General features: G+C 49.4%; 16 protein-coding genes and 1 other annotated feature. Of the genes, 11 read left to right on the top strand and 5 right to left on the bottom strand.

What is annotated here, in order from left to right; genetic code table 11:
• Nucleotides 1–25 precede the first annotated feature (25 nt).
• Nucleotides 26–784, top strand: coding sequence for a YciK family oxidoreductase (locus BEB42_RS11570; RefSeq protein ID WP_000559303.1), 759 nt, complete (start codon nucleotides 26–28; stop codon nucleotides 782–784).
• Nucleotides 781–1,371: a cob(I)yrinic acid a,c-diamide adenosyltransferase gene (cobO, locus tag BEB42_RS11565; protein WP_001278877.1), complete on the top strand. Its 591-nt coding sequence runs from the start codon at nucleotides 781–783 to the stop codon at nucleotides 1,369–1,371. Before BEB42_RS11570 ends, cobO begins: the two co-directional genes overlap by 4 nt.
• 52 nt (nucleotides 1,372–1,423) lie before the next feature.
• On the opposite strand, the gene BEB42_RS11560 is transcribed toward cobO, so the two are convergent.
• From BEB42_RS11560 to rnm, 5 genes are all read right to left on the bottom strand, one after another.
• Nucleotides 1,424–1,732, bottom strand: coding sequence for a hypothetical protein (locus tag BEB42_RS11560; RefSeq protein WP_001000709.1), 309 nt, complete (start codon nucleotides 1,730–1,732; stop codon nucleotides 1,424–1,426).
• An 11-nt stretch (nucleotides 1,733–1,743) separates the two neighbouring features.
• Nucleotides 1,744–2,745 carry a hypothetical protein gene (locus BEB42_RS11555; protein ID WP_105267376.1) on the bottom strand — a complete coding sequence of 334 codons (1,002 nt, stop codon included), beginning with the start codon at nucleotides 2,743–2,745 and terminating at the stop codon, nucleotides 1,744–1,746.
• 169 nt (nucleotides 2,746–2,914) lie between these two features.
• Nucleotides 2,915–3,790, bottom strand: a complete 876-nt coding sequence (rluB, locus tag BEB42_RS11550; protein ID WP_001291206.1) for a 23S rRNA pseudouridine(2605) synthase RluB — start codon at nucleotides 3,788–3,790, stop codon at nucleotides 2,915–2,917.
• Between the two features lie 100 nt (nucleotides 3,791–3,890).
• The gene (locus BEB42_RS11545; RefSeq protein ID WP_001353240.1) at nucleotides 3,891–4,511 is read right to left on the bottom strand and encodes an L-threonylcarbamoyladenylate synthase; all 621 of its coding nucleotides are present in this window, start codon (nucleotides 4,509–4,511) and stop codon (nucleotides 3,891–3,893) included.
• The gene (gene rnm / locus BEB42_RS11540; protein ID WP_001353241.1) at nucleotides 4,508–5,389 is read right to left on the bottom strand and encodes an RNase RNM; all 882 of its coding nucleotides are present in this window, start codon (nucleotides 5,387–5,389) and stop codon (nucleotides 4,508–4,510) included. The genes BEB42_RS11545 and rnm overlap by 4 nt, the downstream gene beginning before the upstream one ends.
• Before the next feature lie 136 nt (nucleotides 5,390–5,525).
• Between rnm and trpL the strand changes: the two genes are divergently transcribed.
• From trpL to BEB42_RS11495, 9 genes are all read left to right on the top strand, one after another.
• Complete coding sequence (gene trpL, locus BEB42_RS11535; protein ID WP_071986690.1) at nucleotides 5,526–5,570, top strand: trp operon leader peptide; 45 nt, start codon at nucleotides 5,526–5,528, stop codon at nucleotides 5,568–5,570.
• Nucleotides 5,547–5,640: a sequence feature (Trp leader region), on the top strand. (Overlaps the previous gene by 24 nt.)
• Nucleotides 5,641–5,661: 21 nt before the next feature.
• Nucleotides 5,662–7,224, top strand: a complete 1,563-nt coding sequence (trpE, locus tag BEB42_RS11530; protein ID WP_001194646.1) for an anthranilate synthase component I — start codon at nucleotides 5,662–5,664, stop codon at nucleotides 7,222–7,224.
• The gene (gene trpD, locus BEB42_RS11525; protein WP_000763524.1) at nucleotides 7,224–8,819 is read left to right on the top strand and encodes a bifunctional anthranilate synthase glutamate amidotransferase component TrpG/anthranilate phosphoribosyltransferase TrpD; all 1,596 of its coding nucleotides are present in this window, start codon (nucleotides 7,224–7,226) and stop codon (nucleotides 8,817–8,819) included. The genes trpE and trpD overlap by 1 nt, the downstream gene beginning before the upstream one ends.
• Entirely contained in the window at nucleotides 8,820–10,181 is a 1,362-nt protein-coding gene (trpCF, locus tag BEB42_RS11520; RefSeq protein WP_000983864.1) for a bifunctional indole-3-glycerol-phosphate synthase TrpC/phosphoribosylanthranilate isomerase TrpF, read from the top strand.
• 11 nt (nucleotides 10,182–10,192) lie between these two features.
• Complete coding sequence (gene trpB, locus BEB42_RS11515) at nucleotides 10,193–11,386, top strand: tryptophan synthase subunit beta (protein WP_000209510.1); 1,194 nt, start codon at nucleotides 10,193–10,195, stop codon at nucleotides 11,384–11,386.
• Nucleotides 11,386–12,192, top strand: a complete 807-nt coding sequence (gene trpA / locus BEB42_RS11510; RefSeq protein ID WP_000443077.1) for a tryptophan synthase subunit alpha — start codon at nucleotides 11,386–11,388, stop codon at nucleotides 12,190–12,192. The genes trpB and trpA overlap by 1 nt, the downstream gene beginning before the upstream one ends.
• A gap of 380 nt (nucleotides 12,193–12,572) precedes the next feature.
• Entirely contained in the window at nucleotides 12,573–12,752 is a 180-nt protein-coding gene (locus BEB42_RS11505) for a general stress protein (RefSeq protein ID WP_000807647.1), read from the top strand.
• Between the two features lie 92 nt (nucleotides 12,753–12,844).
• Nucleotides 12,845–13,345 (top strand): YciE/YciF ferroxidase family protein, encoded by a 501-nt coding sequence (locus BEB42_RS11500; protein ID WP_001056440.1) that lies wholly within the window; start codon nucleotides 12,845–12,847, stop codon nucleotides 13,343–13,345.
• A 45-nt stretch (nucleotides 13,346–13,390) separates the two neighbouring features.
• Nucleotides 13,391–13,897: a ferritin-like domain-containing protein gene (locus BEB42_RS11495; protein ID WP_001079516.1), complete on the top strand. Its 507-nt coding sequence runs from the start codon at nucleotides 13,391–13,393 to the stop codon at nucleotides 13,895–13,897.
• Nucleotides 13,898–13,905 lie beyond the last annotated feature (8 nt).

Below are 13,905 nucleotides of genomic sequence, written 5' to 3'. Positions count from 1 at the left end.
CAGACAACGTCGTTGAGGAGTAGCCATGCATTACCAGCCAAAACAAGATTTACTCAATGATCGCATTATCCTGGTGACGGGAGCCAGCAATGGTATTGGTCGTGAAGCCGCGATGACGTATGCACGCTATGGTGCGACAGTGATTCTGTTGGGCCGTAATGAAGAAAAATTACGTCAGGTAGCCAGCCACATAAACGAAGAAACTGGGCGTCAGCCACAGTGGTTTATTCTCGATTTGCTGACCTGCACGTCCGAAGATTGCCAACAACTGGCACAGCGCATTGCCGTTAATTATCCGCGTCTGGATGGTGTTTTGCATAATGCCGGATTGCTCGGCGATGTTTGCCCAATGAGCGAACAAAATCCGCAGGTCTGGCAGGACGTCATGCAGGTCAACGTTAATGCCACCTTTATGCTCACCCAGGCACTGCTTCCTTTATTACTCAAATCGGACGCCGGTTCACTGGTCTTTACTTCATCAAGCGTTGGACGTCAGGGGCGTGCAAACTGGGGCGCTTATGCAGCGTCGAAATTTGCCACCGAAGGGATGATGCAGGTACTGGCCGATGAATATCAGCAGCGCCTGCGCGTCAACTGCATTAACCCAGGTGGTACGCGCACCGCAATGCGCGCAAGCGCCTTCCCGACCGAAGATCCACAGAAACTTAAAACACCCGCTGATATCATGCCGCTCTACCTCTGGCTGATGGGCGATGACAGCCGCCGTAAAACCGGCATGACCTTTGACGCCCAACCGGGCCGTAAACCAGGAATATCCCAATGAGTGATGAACGCTACCAACAGCGTCAGCAGCGTGTAAAAGATAAAGTGGATGCCCGTGTGGCCCAGGCCCAGGATGAACGCGGTATTATCATCGTCTTTACCGGCAATGGAAAAGGCAAAACCACCGCAGCATTTGGTACGGCAACACGCGCAGTTGGTCACGGAAAAAAAGTGGGCGTCGTGCAGTTTATTAAAGGCACCTGGCCTAATGGCGAACGAAATCTGCTGGAACCACACGGCGTTGAATTTCAGGTGATGGCAACGGGCTTTACCTGGGATACGCAAAACCGCGAATCTGATACCGCGGCCTGCCGTGAAGTCTGGCAACATGCCAAACGAATGCTGGCCGATCCTTCACTGGATATGGTTTTGCTCGATGAGCTGACTTATATGGTGGCGTATGACTATTTGCCACTGGAAGAAGTGGTGCAGGCGTTAAATGAACGTCCACATCAACAGACGGTGATTATCACGGGTCGAGGCTGTCATCGGGATATTCTTGAACTGGCGGATACGGTAAGTGAATTACGCCCCGTCAAACATGCGTTTGATGCTGGTGTTAAGGCGCAAATCGGGATTGATTATTAAGTGAAAGCACCTCAAAAGTTCGCCTCTTGAGGTGCTTTAATCATAATTATATTCAAGCGGCAATAGCAAAACTCAGAATCCGTTTAATCTCATTCAAATGTCCCGGATATGCTTCATGATTCTCAGCGTCAACATCTTCAATAAATAATATCAGTTCAGTAATTAACGCATTGGCATCTTCATAACTGATTCCGCTTAACTCTGGCGAAGTTTCAGTACCGTAGTTAATCGTCAGATTGTTCATCACCGTGAGGATAAGGATAAAATATTTATGACAAACCTTGCATGTGGTTTTGTTGCCCAGAGTATTATACAGCATATCAAGTAATGCCAGTATTCTACGGTTTTGTACATCGTTCATAAAAAGCCCTCCTATAACATTATTCCGCTGGCAATAAGCAATTTCGCCAGCCCCTCAGACGCCTTTAACCCACTAATGACCTGTGCGCGTAATATTTCATTTAATCTTTTTTGTTCAGCTGCCGTGCGTGTTTTACTAGTGTATAAACCTTTTAGATAATCACCCTTATCTATAAAGGCATTTAAAGCTTCAATCGCGGGCATTGCAGCAGCCGATGCCTGTAGTCTGGTTTCATTCACATTGATTACTGAACTTAGAAACTCCTTCCTGTTTTTCAGAGTGTTAAACTCTGTATTCTTAGAGTTTTTAGATACCGAATTATAATAAAGCATATTATTATGTACATTCGCAAAGGTATAATTTTCAATCTTATCGCCTTTTGTATAAATATCATTACGCAAAACAGTCATGTTTTTTATAAGTCTTACCCAATTTTTATCCGCCGTTTTACCTATTTTCCCGGCATTGACCTTTATTATATATAACTCATTGAAATAACTTACTAAATCTTTAACCGCCGCTGCCGATTCAGCTAAATCTTTGCTATGTGAAACATCAAGTAGTGTTTGCGCGTTGTTTGCGTGATCCAGAGCCTGTTTAAGTAATGTCACTTGCTGACTTTCTGTAGTTTTCATGTCTTCAGTCAAGAGCTCTACATAAGCACTCATGCTATTAATGACTTCCATTGAAGCCAGTAGTTTCTCTTTTTCGAATGGGACTAATTGTACTTTATCTGTTTTTTCTTCAGGGGGCCTGCATAATTTTCCACCCTGACCATCGTTCGCAACATCAATGGTATAATCAGGTCGCAATGCACAATCCGGATTAGTCGCATAAAAATTAACAAGAAAGTTTTCACGAGAAGCATAGTATTGTTTAAAGAAACTTGCATTCGCCGCAACCGCCTTGTTACCCGCAGTAATAACAGTTTCAGCTTGTTCATTTTTCAATGCTTCAGTTGCACAACCTGAAAGCATTAACAGCGATAGAAATAATCCACTATATCTAATCATAACCCACCTCTTGACGTTGAGTTTATCTCAGATAATTAAATAGTAATGTGGCTATTCCCTGGCATTATTCATAAGCAAGTATGAAATTAAATTAAAATACTGCGACTATTTATCATGCTTCAAATGAAGAAAAGGCCCCGCAGGGCCTTTATTTAATACTTAACTTAAATTAACCGTTATTATTACGTCCACCAGAACGACGACCGCCGCTGACCTGGCTGTGACGTTTCACCGCACGACGAATTTGATTCGCCTTCATACGACGACGGTCTTTTTCTACAGCAACTTTAGAGCTGGTTTCTGGCGGTAGTTCCACCAGCTCACGCAGATAGTTAGTCTGGGCAAGATCCAGCTCAGTCCAGCCACCGCGTGGCAGACCTTTCGGCAGTGGGATATCACCGTAACGCACGCGGATCAGACGGCTCACCTGCACACCAACAGCTTCCCAAAGACGACGAACTTCACGGTTACGGCCTTCGGTCAGAGTAACGTTGTACCACTGGTTGATCCCTTCGCCGCCGCTGAACTTAATGGTTTTAAAGGCTGCCGGACCATCTTCCAGCTGCACGCCACGACTCAAATCACGCAGTTTCGCGTCGTCAACCTGACCAAATACACGCACGGCATATTCACGTTCAACTTCACGGCTTGGATGCATTAAACGGTTTGCCAGTTCACCGTCGGTGGTGAACAGCAGCAGACCACAGGTGTTAACGTCCAGACGACCTACGGCAATCCAGCGTGCGCCACGCAGCTTTGGCAGACGGTCAAATACCGTTGGACGCCCTTCCGGATCGTTACGGGTACACAACTCACCTTCCGGTTTGTAATAGGCCAGAACGCGACAAATTTGTTCAGCGGACTCACGTACCGAAATCAGGTGACCATCGATACGGATTTTCAGTCCAGGGGTAATTTCAACACGATCGCCGAGCTTAGCAATTTTGCCATCTACACTCACACGACCGGCTTCAATAATAGATTCGATTTCACGGCGAGAACCGTGGCCGGCACGCGCCAGCACTTTCTGTAGCTTTTCGCTCATAGAGCTTCCTTTTGGTGTCGCCTTCCCAGGCGTCGAACAGGAGAATCAATGGCGCAGTAGAGCGCCATTTTAAGGCCGCGTAGTATACAGAGTTAAGCACTTATAAAAAAGGCTTCACATCACCTACACCTTCACGCAATACGACTGGCGTATCATCGGTGAGATCAATAACCGTTGTCGGTTTCTGCCCGAGATAGCCGCCGTGAATAATCAAATCCACCTGTTTTTCCAGACGGTCTTTAATTTCTTCCGGGTCAGACTCGGTAAATTCGCTGCCAGGTAGCATCAGTGATGTGGAAAGCATCGGTTCGCCCAATGCTTCAAGCAACGCCTGCGCAATCGGGTTAGAAGGCACACGCATACCGATGGTTTTGCGTTTTTCCTGCAACAGACGGCGTGGCACTTCCTTCGTCCCCTTCAGGATGAAAGTGTAGTTACCCGGCGTATTGTTTTTCATCAAACGAAACGCAACGTTATCGACAAATGAATAGGTCGAGAGTTCAGAAAGATCGCGACACATCAGGGTAAAGTTGTGACCGTCCGGCAGCTGGCGAATACGACAAATACGCTCCATGGCGTTTTTATCTTCAATTTTACAACCGAGCGCATAGCCGGAATCAGTTGGATAAACAATCACCCCGCCTTTACGCACGATCTCCACCGCCTGGTTGATCAGACGTTGCTGCGGGTTATCAGGATGAATATAAAAAAACTGGCTCATAATTCCCTCTCTGTGGTGTTCTGCGGCTGTTCCCATAGCTGCCAGACGCCCTCAACGCCTGCGGGCAGCCAGAGTTTACGACCCAGTTCGATCCACGGACATGGCTGATGAAAATCAGATCCTTGTGATGCCCATAAATGATGCTGACGCGCAAGTGTCGCCAGCTGGGTGCGTTCATTGGGCGATTGCTGGCATTGCGCGACTTCCATCGCGTCGCCGTGGTGTTCGGCAAAATGCGCAACCAATCTTTTCAGCCATTTAGCACTAAGATTGTACCGCCCAGGATGAGCTAGCACCGCCTTACCGCCAGAATGATGAATGACATCAATAGCTTGTTCTATTGTACACCACTGTGGCGGAACGTATCCGGTTTTCCCGCGTGCCAGATATTTTTTAAAGACATCCGCTATTGAACTGGCTTTGCCACATTCAACCAAGAAACGAGCAAAATGACCGCGCGTCACCGCACCGCCCTGCGCCAGTCGTTGAGCGCCTTCCAGCGCCCCAGGTATTTGCGCTTTTTCCAGTCTTTCAGCAATTAACTTCGCCCGCTGATTGCGCCGTTCTGTCTGCTGCGCGAGGAACTCACTCATTGCCGAATGTGCAATATCAATATTCAGCCCGACAATATGAATTTCATGATTTTCCCAGACGGTGGATATTTCCACGCCAGGAATAAGATTCAGTGCCAGTCCTGAACGTGAAATTTCTTCTCTTGCTGGCGCGATTGCCGCTGTGGTGTCATGGTCGGTGATCGCCAGGGTGCCGACGCGCATCTCGACTGCACGGTGCACCAATGCTTCTGGCGTCAGGCAGCCATCGGAAGCTGTGGTATGGCTGTGCAGGTCATAAATCACTGCGTAATTCGTGTCGCTCAAGGCGCACTCCCGTTTTGGATAATGTTTTTGCGCCGACATCATAACGGTTCTGGCAAATATTCTGAAATGAGCTGTTGACAATTAATCATCGAACTAGTTAACTAGTACGCAAGTTCACGTAAAAAGGGTATCGACAATGAAAGCGATTTTCGTACTGAACGGTTGGTGGCGCACTTCCTGAAACGGGCAGTGTATTCACCATGCGTAAAGCAATCAGATACCCAGCCCGCCTAATGAGCGGGCTTTTTTTTGAACAAAATTAGAGAATAACAATGCAAACACAAAAACCGACTCTCGAACTGTTAACCGGCGAAGGTGCTTATCGCGATAATCCGACCGCGCTTTTTCATCAGTTGTGTGGGGATCGTCCGGCAACGCTGCTGCTGGAATCCGCAGATATCGACAGCAAAGATGATTTAAAAAGTCTATTGCTAGTGGACAGTGCGCTGCGCATTATAGCATTAGGTGACACTGTCACTATTCAGGCACTTTCCGGCAATGGCGAAGCTCTGCTGGCATTACTGGATAACGCCCTGCCTGCGGGTGTGGAAAATGAACAATCACCAAACTGCCGCGTGCTGCGCTTCCCTCCTGTCAGTCCATTGCTGGATGAAGACGCCCGCTTATGCTCTCTTTCGGTTTTTGACGCTTTCCGCTTATTACAGAATCTGTTGAATGTACCGAAGGAAGAACGGGAAGCGATGTTCTTTGGCGGCCTGTTCTCTTATGACCTTGTGGCGGGGTTTGAAGATTTACCGCAACTGGCAGCGGAAAATAACTGCCCTGATTTCTGTTTTTATCTCGCTGAAACGCTGATGGTTATCGATCATCAGAAAAAAAGTACCCGTATTCAGGCCAGCCTGTTTACTCCAAATGAAGAAGAAAAACAACGTCTCACTGCTCGCCTGAACGAACTTCGCCAGCAACTGACCGAAACTGCGCCACCGCTGCCGGTAGTTTCCGTGCCGCATATGCGTTGTGAATGTAATCAGAGCGATGAAGAGTTCGGTGGCGTAGTGCGTTCGTTGCAAAAAGCGATTCGCGCCGGAGAAATTTTCCAGGTCGTGCCATCTCGCCGTTTCTCGCTGCCCTGTCCGTCACCGCTGGCGGCCTATTACGTGCTGAAAAAGAGTAATCCCAGCCCGTACATGTTTTTTATGCAGGATAATGATTTCACCCTGTTCGGTGCGTCGCCAGAAAGTTCGCTCAAGTATGACGCCTCCAGCCGCCAGATTGAGATCTACCCGATTGCCGGAACACGCCCACGAGGACGTCGCGCCGATGGTTCACTGGACAGAGACCTGGACAGCCGCATTGAACTGGAGATGCGTACCGACCATAAAGAGCTTTCTGAACATCTGATGCTGGTGGATCTCGCCCGTAATGATCTGGCACGCATTTGCACTCCTGGCAGCCGCTACGTAGCCGATCTCACCAAAGTTGACCGTTACTCTTACGTGATGCATCTCGTCTCCCGCGTGGTCGGTGAGCTGCGCCACGATCTTGACGCCCTGCACGCTTACCGCGCCTGTATGAATATGGGCACGTTAAGCGGTGCCCCGAAAGTGCGCGCCATGCAGTTAATTGCCGAAGCGGAAGGTCGTCGACGCGGCAGCTACGGCGGTGCGGTAGGTTATTTCACCGCACATGGCGATCTCGACACCTGCATTGTCATCCGTTCGGCGCTGTTGGAAAACGGTATCGCCACCGTGCAGGCCGGTGCTGGCGTAGTCCTTGATTCTGTTCCGCAGTCGGAAGCCGACGAAACCCGTAATAAAGCCCGCGCTGTACTGCGCGCTATCGCCACCGCGCATCATGCACAGGAGACTTTCTGATGGCTGACATTCTGCTGCTCGATAATATCGACTCTTTTACTTATAACCTGGCAGATCAGTTGCGCAGTAATGGTCATAACGTGGTGATTTACCGCAACCATATCCCAGCGCAAACATTAATTGAACGTCTGGCGACCATGAGCAATCCGGTGCTGATGCTTTCTCCTGGCCCCGGTGTGCCGAGTGAGGCCGGTTGTATGCCGGAACTCCTCACCCGACTGCGCGGCAAGCTGCCAATTATCGGCATTTGCCTCGGTCATCAGGCGATTGTCGAAGCTTACGGGGGCTATGTCGGTCAGGCGGGCGAAATTCTTCACGGTAAAGCGTCGAGCATTGAACATGACGGCCAGGCGATGTTTGCCGGATTAACAAACCCGCTGCCGGTGGCGCGTTATCACTCGCTGGTTGGCAGTAATATTCCGGCCGGTTTAACCATCAACGCCCATTTTAATGGCATGGTGATGGCGGTGCGTCATGATGCGGATCGCGTTTGTGGATTCCAGTTCCATCCGGAATCCATTCTCACCACCCAGGGCGCTCGCCTGCTGGAACAAACGCTGGCCTGGGCGCAACAGAAGCTGGAGCCGACCAACACACTGCAACCAATTCTGGAAAAACTGTATCAGGCGCAGACGCTTAGCCAACAAGAAAGCCACCAGCTGTTTTCAGCGGTGGTGCGTGGCGAGCTGAAACCGGAACAACTGGCGGCTGCATTGGTCAGCATGAAAATTCGCGGCGAGCACCCGAACGAAATCGCCGGGGCAGCAACTGCCCTTCTGGAAAATGCTGCGCCGTTCCCACGCCCTGATTATCTGTTTGCTGATATCGTCGGCACAGGTGGTGACGGCAGCAACAGCATCAACATTTCTACTGCCAGTGCTTTTGTCGCTGCGGCCTGTGGACTGAAAGTGGCGAAACACGGTAACCGCAGCGTCTCCAGTAAATCTGGCTCGTCAGATCTGCTGGCTGCGTTCGGTATCAACCTGGATATGAATGCCGATAAATCGCGCCAGGCGCTCGACGAGTTAGGCGTCTGCTTTCTCTTTGCGCCGAAATACCACACCGGATTTCGCCACGCGATGCCCGTTCGCCAGCAACTGAAAACCCGCACCCTGTTCAACGTGCTGGGGCCATTGATTAACCCGGCACATCCGCCGCTGGCATTAATTGGTGTCTACAGCCCGGAACTGGTACTACCGATTGCCGAAACCCTACGCGTGTTGGGGTATCAACGTGCGGCGGTGGTGCATAGCGGTGGGATGGATGAAGTTTCATTACACGCGCCGACAATCGTTGCCGAACTGCATGACGGCGAAATTAAGAGCTATCAGTTGACCGCTGAAGATTTTGGCCTGACACCCTACCATCAGGAGCAACTGGCAGGCGGAACACCGGAAGAAAACCGTGACATTTTAACACGCTTGTTACAAGGTAAAGGCGACGCCGCCCATGAAGCAGCCGTCGCGGCGAATGTCGCCATGTTAATGCGCCTGCATGGCCATGAAGATCTGCAAGCCAATGCGCAAACCGTTCTTGAGGTACTGCGCAGTGGTTCCGCTTACGACAGAGTCACCGCACTGGCGGCACGAGGGTAAATGATGCAAACCGTTTTAGCGAAAATCGTCGCAGACAAGGCGATTTGGGTAGAAGCCCGCAAACAGCAGCAACCGCTGGCCAGTTTTCAGAATGAGGTTCAGCCGAGCACGCGACATTTTTATGATGCACTGCAAGGCGCACGCACGGCGTTTATTCTGGAATGCAAAAAAGCGTCACCGTCAAAAGGCGTGATCCGTGATGATTTCGATCCGGCACGCATTGCCGCCATTTATAAACATTACGCTTCGGCAATTTCGGTGCTGACTGATGAGAAATATTTTCAGGGGAGCTTTGATTTCCTCCCCATCGTCAGCCAAATCGCCCCGCAGCCGATTTTGTGTAAAGACTTTATTATCGACCCTTACCAGATCTATCTGGCGCGCTATTACCAGGCCGATGCCTGTTTATTAATGCTGTCGGTGCTGGACGACGATCAGTATCGCCAGCTCGCTGCTGTAGCCCACAGTCTGGAGATGGGCGTGCTGACCGAAGTCAGTAATGAAGAGGAACTGGAGCGCGCCATTGCATTGGGAGCAAAAGTCGTTGGTATCAACAACCGTGATCTGCGTGATTTGTCGATTGATCTTAACCGTACCCGCGAGCTTGCGCCGAAACTGGGGCACAACGTGACGGTGATCAGCGAATCCGGCATTAATACTTACGGCCAGGTGCGTGAGTTAAGCCACTTCGCTAACGGCTTTTTAATTGGTTCGGCGTTGATGGCCCATGATGATTTGAACGCCGCCGTGCGCCGGGTGTTGCTGGGTGAGAATAAAGTGTGTGGTCTGACGCGTGGGCAAGATGCTAAAGCAGCTCATGACGCGGGCGCGATTTACGGTGGATTGATATTTGTTACAACGTCACCCCGTTGCGTCAGCGTTGAACAGGCGCAGGAAGTGATGGCTGCGGCACCGTTGCAATACGTTGGCGTGTTCCGCAATCACGATATTGCCGATGTGGTGGACAAAGCTAAGGTGTTATCGCTGGCGGCAGTGCAACTGCATGGTAATGAAGATCAGCTGTATATCGACACTCTGCGTGAGGCTCTGCCAGCAAACGTCGCCATCTGGAAGGCTTTAAGTGTCGGTGAAACTCTTCCCGCGCGCGATTTTCAGCACATCGATAAATATGTATTCGACAACGGTCAGGGCGGGAGCGGACAACGTTTCGACTGGTCACTGTTAAACGGTCAATCGCTTGGCAACGTTCTGCTGGCGGGTGGCTTAGGCGCAGATAACTGCGTGGAAGCGGCACAAACCGGCTGCGCCGGGCTTGATTTTAATTCTGCTGTAGAGTCGCAACCGGGCATCAAAGACGCACGTCTTTTGGCCTCGGTTTTCCAGACGCTGCGCGCATATTAAGGAAAGGAACAATGACAACATTACTTAACCCGTATTTTGGTGAGTTTGGCGGCATGTATGTGCCACAAATCCTGATGCCTGCTCTGCGCCAGCTGGAAGAAGCTTTTGTCAGCGCGCAAAAAGATCCTGAATTTCAGGCCCAGTTCAACGACCTGCTGAAAAACTATGCCGGGCGCCCAACCGCGTTGACCAAATGCCAGAACATTACAGCCGGCACTAACACCACGCTGTATCTGAAGCGTGAAGATTTACTGCACGGTGGCGCGCATAAAACTAACCAGGTGCTCGGTCAAGCTTTACTGGCGAAGCGGATGGGTAAAACTGAAATCATTGCCGAAACCGGTGCAGGTCAGCATGGCGTGGCTTCTGCGCTTGCCAGCGCCCTGCTCGGCCTGAAATGCCGTATTTATATGGGTGCCAAAGACGTTGAACGCCAGTCGCCTAACGTTTTTCGTATGCGCTTGATGGGTGCGGAAGTGATCCCGGTGCATAGCGGTTCCGCGACGCTGAAAGATGCCTGTAATGAGGCGCTACGCGACTGGTCCGGCAGTTATGAAACCGCGCACTATATGCTGGGCACTGCAGCTGGCCCGCATCCTTACCCGACCATTGTGCGTGAGTTTCAGCGGATGATTGGCGAAGAAACGAAAGCGCAGATTCTGGAAAGAGAAGGTCGTCTGCCGGATGCCGTCATCGCTTGTGTTGGCGGCGGTTCGAATGCCATCGGCATGTTTGCAGATTTCATCAATGAAACCGACGTCGGCCTGATTGGTGTAGAGCCTGGTGGTCACGGTATCGAAACTGGCGAGCACGGCGCACCGTTAAAACATGGTCGCGTGGGCATCTATTTCGGTATGAAAGCGCCAATGATGCAAACCGAAGACGGGCAGATTGAAGAGTCTTACTCGATTTCTGCCGGGCTGGATTTCCCGTCCGTTGGCCCACAGCATGCGTATCTCAACAGCATAGGTCGTGCTAATTACGTGTCGATTACCGATGATGAAGCACTGGAAGCCTTCAAAACGCTGTGCCTGCACGAAGGGATTATCCCGGCGCTGGAATCCTCCCACGCGCTGGCCCACGCACTGAAAATGATGCGCGAAAACCCGGAAAAAGAGCAGCTACTGGTGGTTAACCTTTCCGGTCGCGGCGATAAAGACATCTTCACCGTTCACGATATTTTGAAAGCACGAGGGGAAATCTGATGGAACGCTATGAATCTCTGTTTGCCCAACTGAAGGAGCGCAAAGAAGGCGCATTCGTTCCTTTCGTCACCCTCGGTGATCCGGGCATTGAGCAGTCGCTGAAAATTATCGATACGCTAATTGAAGCCGGTGCTGACGCGCTGGAGTTAGGTATCCCCTTCTCCGACCCACTGGCAGATGGTCCGACGATTCAAAACGCCACACTGCGTGCTTTTGCGGCGGGAGTAACCCCGGCGCAGTGCTTTGAGATGCTGGCACTCATTCGCCAGAAGCACCCGACCATTCCCATCGGCCTTTTGATGTATGCCAACCTGGTGTTTAACAAAGGCATTGATGAGTTTTATGCCCAGTGCGAAAAAGTCGGCGTCGATTCGGTGCTGGTTGCCGATGTGCCCGTGGAAGAGTCTGCGCCCTTCCGCCAGGCCGCGTTGCGCCATAATGTCGCACCTATCTTTATTTGCCCGCCGAATGCCGACGAGGATTTGCTGCGCCAGATTGCCTCTTATGGCCGTGGTTACACCTATTTATTGTCGCGTGCGGGCGTGACCGGAGCTGAAAACCGCGCCGCGTTACCTCTCAATCATCTGGTTGCGAAGCTGAAAGAGTACAACGCTGCGCCTCCATTGCAAGGATTTGGTATTTCCGCCCCGGATCAGGTAAAAGCAGCGATTGATGCAGGAGCTGCGGGCGCGATTTCTGGTTCGGCAATTGTTAAAATCATCGAGCAATATGTTAATGAGCCAGAGAAAATGCTGGCGGTACTGAAAGCTTTTGTACAACCGATGAAAGCAGCGACGCGCAGTTAATCCCACAGCCGCCAGTTCCGCTGGCGGCATTTTAACTATCTTTAATGAAGCAGGAAAAATCCTAAATTCATTTATTATTTATCTTTTTACCGTTTCGCTTACCCCTGACGTACGTCAACTTACGTCATTTTTCCGCCCAAAAGTAATATAATCAAACAAATTAATCCCGCAACAAAACACTACTAAAATCAATAATTTTCTCTAACCCACTTATTTCTTGGGTATTTATGAATATATCGAAAGTCTTTTTCAAAATATATTTCTCACATTCCTCCTCACTTTGCTCAATTTGACTAATTCTCATTACCGACTAATTTTAATGAGTGTCGACACACAACACTTATATTTATGAAACAATACAACGTAACGGGAGAAATAACATGGCCGAACATCGTGGTGGTTCAGGAAATTTCGCCGAAGATCGTGAGAAGGCATCCGACGCAGGCCGTAAAGGCGGTCAACACAGCGGCGGTAATTTTAAAAATGATCCGCAACGCGCATCCGAAGCGGGTAAAAAAGGCGGTCAGCACAGCGGTGGAAATAAATCAGGAAAATCCTGATCCGCCGTTAATTATTAATATCAGCTGACGTTGATAAAGATAATTTCTTCTGCGGGCCGTATGGCTCGCAGTGATTTCACTGGAGTAAAAATATGAATATGAAGTCCATTGAAGATGTATTTATTCACCTGCTTTCAGACACCTACAGTGCAGAAAAACAATTAACACGGGCACTAGCAAAACTCGCCAGAGCAACATCAAACGAAAAATTAAGTCAGGCTTTTCATGCACACCTCGAGGAAACTCATGGACAGATTGAACGTATTGATCAAGTTGTGGAATCTGAACCGAACCTGAAAATTAAGCGCATGAAATGTGTGGCAATGGAAGGTCTCATTGAAGAAGCTAATGAGGTCATCGAAAGTACCGAGAAAAACGAAGTACGTGATGCCGCACTGATTGCCGCTGCACAGAAAGTTGAGCACTATGAGATCGCCAGTTATGGGACATTAGCGACACTGGCTGAGCAATTAGGTTATCGTAAAGCAGCGAAGCTTCTGAAAGAAACTCTGGAAGAAGAAAAGGCCACCGACATGAAACTAACTGATCTGGCCCTTAATAACGTAAATAAGAAAGCCGAAAATAAAGCCTGAAATATGAACTTTAACTTTTAGTCATTTTATAAAGAGGACATTTTCATGAATCGTATTGAACATTATCATGACTGGTTACGTGACGCCCACGCAATGGAAAAGCAAGCAGAATCTATGCTTGAATCCATGGCCAGCCGCATAGATAATTATCCTGAGCTACGCGCTCGTATTGAACAACATGTTAGTGAAACCAAAAACCAGATTGTACAACTGGAAACTATTCTTGATCGTAATGACATTTCACGCTCAGTCATTAAAGATTCTATGAGTAAAATGGCTGCACTTGGGCAGTCAATCGGTGGTATATTCCCTTCTGATGAAATAGTCAAAGGCTCTATTAGCGGATATGTCTTCGAGCAATTTGAAATCGCCTGTTATACCTCACTCTTAGCAGCAGCAAAAAATGCCGGTGATACAGCCTCAATTCCGATTATCGAAGCGATTTTAAATGAGGAAAAGCAAATGGCCGACTGGCTGATTCAGCATATTCCGCAAACAACGGAGAAATTTTTAATTCGCTCCGAAACTGATGGCGTAGAAGCGAAGAAATAATACCCTTT

This window comes from Escherichia sp. MOD1-EC5990 (assembly GCF_002965285.1).
Classification (GTDB): Bacteria; Pseudomonadota; Gammaproteobacteria; order Enterobacterales; family Enterobacteriaceae; genus Escherichia; species Escherichia coli_F.
The sequence above is the reverse complement of the archived record's forward strand: the minus strand, read 5'-3'. Positions and strand labels throughout refer to the sequence as shown.